The organism is Pseudomonas gozinkensis, from assembly GCF_014863585.1.
Taxonomy (GTDB): domain Bacteria; phylum Pseudomonadota; class Gammaproteobacteria; order Pseudomonadales; family Pseudomonadaceae; genus Aquipseudomonas; species Aquipseudomonas gozinkensis.
Window position 1 is genome coordinate 2,756,062 of record NZ_CP062253.1, and the last position, 5,026, is coordinate 2,761,087.

6 protein-coding genes are annotated in these 5,026 nt (G+C 61.5%); 3 read left to right on the forward strand and 3 right to left on the reverse strand.

Annotated features, from left to right (window positions below; translation table 11 throughout):
* Positions 1-120 precede the first annotated feature (120 nt).
* Positions 121-999, forward strand: coding sequence for a glyoxalase III HchA (gene hchA, locus IHQ43_RS12220; protein ID WP_192564555.1), 879 nt, complete (start codon positions 121-123; stop codon positions 997-999).
* Positions 996-1,715 (forward strand): PA1136 family autoinducer-binding transcriptional regulator, encoded by a 720-nt coding sequence (locus tag IHQ43_RS12225; RefSeq protein ID WP_192564556.1) that lies wholly within the window; start codon positions 996-998, stop codon positions 1,713-1,715. Before hchA ends, IHQ43_RS12225 begins: the two co-directional genes overlap by 4 nt.
* A gap of 67 nt (positions 1,716-1,782) precedes the next feature.
* On the opposite strand, the gene IHQ43_RS12230 is transcribed toward IHQ43_RS12225, so the two are convergent.
* The 3 genes from IHQ43_RS12230 to IHQ43_RS12240 all read right to left on the reverse strand — a co-directional run bounded on the left by IHQ43_RS12230 (position 1,783) and on the right by IHQ43_RS12240 (position 4,214).
* On the reverse strand, positions 1,783-3,216 hold the full coding sequence (locus tag IHQ43_RS12230; RefSeq protein ID WP_192564557.1) for a catalase: 1,434 nt from the start codon (positions 3,214-3,216) through the stop codon (positions 1,783-1,785).
* 136 nt (positions 3,217-3,352) lie between these two features.
* Positions 3,353-3,769: an organic hydroperoxide resistance protein gene (locus IHQ43_RS12235; RefSeq protein WP_192564558.1), complete on the reverse strand. Its 417-nt coding sequence runs from the start codon at positions 3,767-3,769 to the stop codon at positions 3,353-3,355.
* A 40-nt stretch (positions 3,770-3,809) separates the two neighbouring features.
* Entirely contained in the window at positions 3,810-4,214 is a 405-nt protein-coding gene (locus IHQ43_RS12240) for a hypothetical protein (RefSeq protein ID WP_192564559.1), read from the reverse strand.
* Positions 4,215-4,703: 489 nt separating this feature from the next.
* Between IHQ43_RS12240 and IHQ43_RS12245 the strand changes: the two genes are divergently transcribed.
* Positions 4,704-4,922: a hypothetical protein gene (locus tag IHQ43_RS12245; RefSeq protein ID WP_192564560.1), complete on the forward strand. Its 219-nt coding sequence runs from the start codon at positions 4,704-4,706 to the stop codon at positions 4,920-4,922.
* Positions 4,923-5,026 lie beyond the last annotated feature (104 nt).

The following is a 5,026-nucleotide window of genomic DNA, read 5'->3' on the forward strand; positions in this document are numbered from 1 at the left end:
CGCTCTTGAGGGTTTGCAGGTTCCCGGGCATGTCCTCGTTGAGGGAAAACCCTCATTGCCGGAACACGGTCGCGTTACTAGCATGGGTCTCGGCAATCGACCCATTCGATGGAGAGCACCATGGCTACCACGCAGACTGACGACAAGCGCCCGACCCCCGATCCGGCGGAGGACAACGCGTTTTTCCCCTCGCCGTATTCCCTCAGCCAGTTCACTTCGCCCAAATCCGATCTCGGTGGTGCCGAGTACCCCAATCGCTACAAGGGCGGGCGCTGGAAGGTCCTGATGATCGGCGCGGACGAGCGCTATCTGTTGACCGACAACGGCACCATGTTCTCCACGGGCAATCACCCGGTTGAAACCTTGCTGCCGATGTATCACCTCGACAAGGCCGGTTTTGGCTTCGACGTCGCGACGCTGTCGGGCAATCCGGTCAAGTTCGAATTCTGGGCCATGCCCTCGGAAGACGCCGAAGTGAAAGGCTTCTATGAGCAATACCGCGATCAGTTCAAGCGCCCACTCAAGCTCTCGCAGGTGATCGAAGAAGCGCTGGGCGAGGACTCGGACTACATCGGTGTGTTCATTCCCGGCGGCCACGGTGCGTTGATCGGCCTGCCGGAAAGCGAGAACGTGAAGAAGGTCCTGCAATGGGCCGTCGCCAAGGACAAATTCGTCATCACCCTGTGCCACGGACCGGCGGCGCTGCTGGCGGCCGGCCTCGGTGAAACAAAAGATTCATGCATCTTCAATGGCTACCGGATCTGCGCGTTTCCCGATGCGCTGGACGCGACAACCCCTGACATCGGTTACATGCCCGGCCACCTGACCTGGAAGTTCGGCGAGCAGTTGCAGGCGCTCGGTGTGGAAATCACCAACCAGGGCATTTCCGGGGCCACGCTTCAGGATCGCAAGTTGCTGACCGGTGACAGTCCGCTCGCGGGCAATGCGCTGGGCAAACTGGCAGCGGCCGCGCTCCTGAAAGAGGTCACGTCGGGGTGAGCCCCGCACCTGCCGAAGCACTCTTGCGCGCCGCCCTCGATATCGAGGCGGCGCCGACGCTGGTGGCGATCCAAAAGGCTGTGCGCAGTTTCGCCGGGGCCTATGGCTACGATCGATTCGTTCTGTTCTCCGCCACCTCGGCGTCGGAGGACGTGGTCGAGCGCATTTACTGGGTGGAAGGCGACTGGTTTGGCGACGGCATCGCTGTCGACGCCCAGACCTACGTTCAGCGGTGCCCCGTGACCCGCCACCTGCTGGACACCCGCGAATCGTTCTTCTGGAGCAAGGTGCAGGAGCAGAGCGGCGAACTGTATCGGGTGGTTCGCGTGCCAAGCGGCCCGGGCGTGCATGGCTTGCAGATTCCAGTCTTCGGCCCGCAGGGGCTTGAAGGCGCCATGAGCCTGGGTGGCGAGCAGATCGATGCGTCGGCGCGGGTCCGTCTGGCGTTGGGCATGCTAGCCACCGTGGCGTTTTACTCTGCACGACGCTTGCTCGAAGCGCCGCTGGACGAGACGGCCGGAAAACTCTCGACCCGCGAGCGCGAAGTGCTGGCGTGGGTCGCTGCCGGTCGCCGGCAGGCCGACATCGCTGCCACCCTCGGTCTGTCCGGGCGCACGGTGGAAAATCACCTGCGTTCGGCCCGTCGGCATCTGGGCGTGGCAACCACCGCCCAGGCCATCAAGATTGCCATTCGCAAGGGTGAAATAAAGGGGTGAAATCGTGGCGCGGCGTGGGCACGAATGAGCCACGCTTGAACGATCACGCGAGGCTCATTCCTTTCAATCAGCCCAACTGCTCAATCGCCTGCGCAACGCCTGCACCGTAGACCGGATCGGCGCGGGTGCAGTTATCGATGTGCCGCTGGCGGGTCTGGGCACTGGCGCCATGGATCGAGCGCGCGGTGTTCTCGAACAAGACCTTTTGCTGGGCGGGGGACATGGCCCGGAACAGTGCACCCGGTTGCGAGAAGTAATCGTTGTCCTCCCGGTGATTCCAGTGCCCGGCGCTGCCTTTGAGGGCCAGCGGCGGCTCGCTGAAGTCCGGTTGCTCGGCCCATTCGCCGTAGCTGTTGGGCTCGTAACCGAGGGTGCTGCCCGCGTTTGAGTCGGTGCGCATCTGGCCGTCGCGGTGATAGCTGTTGACCGGGCAGCGCGGGGCATTCACCGGGATCTGATGATGATTGACGCCGACGCGATAGCGCTGGGCATCGCCATAGGAAAACAAACGCGCCTGGAGCATTTTGTCCGGTGAGAAGCTGATGCCGGGCACCACATTGGCCGGGTTGAAGGCAGCCTGCTCGACGTCGGCGAAGTAGTTGTCGGAGTTGCGGTTGAGTTCCAGCACGCCGACTTCGATCAGCGGGTAATCCGCGTGGGGCCAGACTTTGGTCAGGTCGAACGGGTTGATCGGGTAGGTCTCGGCGTCCAGTTCCGGCATCACTTGCACGTAGAGCTTCCATTGCGGGAAGTGCCCTTCCTCGATGGCGTTGTACAGGTCGCGCTGGGCACTTTCGCGGTCATCGCCGATCACTGTCGCGGCTTGTTGATCGGTCAGGTTCTCGATGCCTTGTTGAGTCTTCCAGGTGAACTTCACCCAGAAACGCTCGTTCGCCGGGCTGATGAAACTGAAGGTGTGGCTGCCGAAACCGTGCATGTGGCGGTAGGTGCGCGGCAGTCCGCGGTCGCTCATGACGATCGTGACCTGATGCAGCGCTTCCGGCAGCAACGTCCAGAAATCCCAGTTGTTGCGGGCACTGCGCATGTTGGTGCGCGGGTCGCGTTTGACCGCATGGTTGAGGTCGGGAAATTTCAGCGGATCGCGCAGAAAGAACACCGGCGTGTTGTTGCCCACCAGGTCCCAGTTGCCTTGCTCGGTATAGAACTTGATGGCGAATCCACGGATATCGCGCTCGGCATCCGCCGCGCCACGCTCACCGGCCACGGTCGAGAAGCGGACGAACACATCGGTGGTCTTGCCCACGCTGGAAAACAGCCTGGCCTTGGTGAAACGGCTGATGTCGTGGGTGACGGTGAAGGTGCCGAACGCGCCCGAACCCTTGGCGTGCATGCGCCGCTCGGGGATGACTTCCCGATCGAAGTGCGCCAGTTTTTCCAGCAACCATACGTCCTGCAACAGCATCGGGCCCCTCGGGCCGGCGGTCTGTACGTTGTTGTTATCAACCACGGGCGCGCCCGCGGCAGTCGTCAGCTTGTTCATGCGCAACTCCTGGCTTTTGTCGGTTTCCTCCCATCACATCAAAAGCCCGGGGTGCGATCTATTGCACCATGGTGTCGCCGGATAGCACCAAGGTGTGGTTGGAATGGATTGCGTTTTGGTGTCTGCAAAAGACGGATCAGGCGAGGGTGATGCTGACCTTGATGTTGTTGCGCGTGGCCTTGGAGTAGGGGCAGTTCTGGTGCGCCGCGTCGATCAGTTGTTGCGCCACTTGCGGGTCGATATCCGGCAGCGACACCGCCAGTTGGGCCTGCAGGAAGAACCCTTGCTCCCCATGAGCCAGATCGACTTGCGCATCAACCATGGCTTGTGCAGGAAAGCCGATCTTGCGCGCGTTGCAGGCATGGCGCAGCGAACCGAGGAAACAGGCTGACCAGCACACGGCGAACAATTGCTCGGGGTTGGTTCCGGTGCCGGGCGCGCCCGGTGGTGAAAGCTTGAGATCCAGTCGGCCATCGTGACTGCGTCCTGTGCCCTCGCGGCCTCCTGTGGTGCAGGTGTGCGCAGAGTAGAGGGTTTTTTCGATATCGATCATGGGCATTCCCTGAAGAGCATTTCACAGCGAGAAGGGCGGTTCATGTTGCCCGTGTGGGTTCATGACATTCACGTACAGGCGCACCCGCCAGTGCGTCGGTCGTGGCCAGGGCGTTGGCGCCGCGACGGCCCAGGTTGTCGAGCAGGGTCGAGCGGGCGATCTCGATCAGCCAGGCCCGAAACGGAAAGCTTGGGTCATGGGCGGCCGAATCCTGATAGAGCGCCCTGAAGGCTTGCTGAACGAGGCTGCCGGTGTCTTCGCGACGGATCCGCCCGGCCTGCACCTGACCTTCGTAAAAGGCGACGAGCAGCGGGGTCACCGTCGCGAACAGCTGTTGTGCCTCACCTCGGCCATGCCTGACGGCACCCGCGACCAAGGCATACAGTTCGTCGTTGCCGAGGCGGTCGGCCTCGCACAGGCAATTGTCGCGATAACCTTCAGCCATGGTCGAATCCCTCGCATAACCATCGTTCGACTGAGCGAGGCGAGCGAAAAGATTCGCAGGTGGCCTGGCGTTCAGCGGTGAGATTCAAGCCTGCCTTCACGGCCGAATGACTGCCAGTTATGCGTTGTTAGCACTTGTTAGCGCCCAGTGATTGCAGCTCGTCGAGCGGTGATTTTTCGCTGGCTGGTCAAGACTCTGCGCGGATTTTCGATGCCCGTTGCGGGAAAGAAACGGCGGGGCAGTGTACGAGCATTTTTGACATCCCTGTCTCTTTGCCATCGTCACAATCGGGTAGGAAACGTCTGATATTTATTTCTCAGAATTCCTACATTTTGTTTGCCTCCCTGACGAAAAACGTGGTTATTATCCGCCGGCGCTTCGGGTCACAAACCCGGCGCCAGAAGATTGCCGTGTGTCCACAGACCCGGCAGTCGCAGCCGATCGGGACCACCCTGGCGCTGTCATCCCCGCGCAGGTTGTTCCTCGTCGTTGACCCTCAAATGGAAGTCGAGGTTTCAATTGGTCACGCGGTTTGCAATCGACGATGCAATGAACGGTGCGACGGATGTCGCCAGTGATTCAGCCCACTTTCCCGCTGCCTGCGCCGACCGCGCGGCGGTGTTCTTCTCCAGCCTGTCTCCTCCCGAATTTCTGCGTGCGCCCGCGTTCAACGCGAGTCTGCACGCGCGCGCCGCGCCATCCTCCTGAATTCGAAAGACCGTACCGGCACTTGATGCCGGGGCCTGACTGGCAGGAAGCGTTCTGTCCCTGCCTGATCACAAAAATAATGTAGTCATGGACGGTAGCCTCCG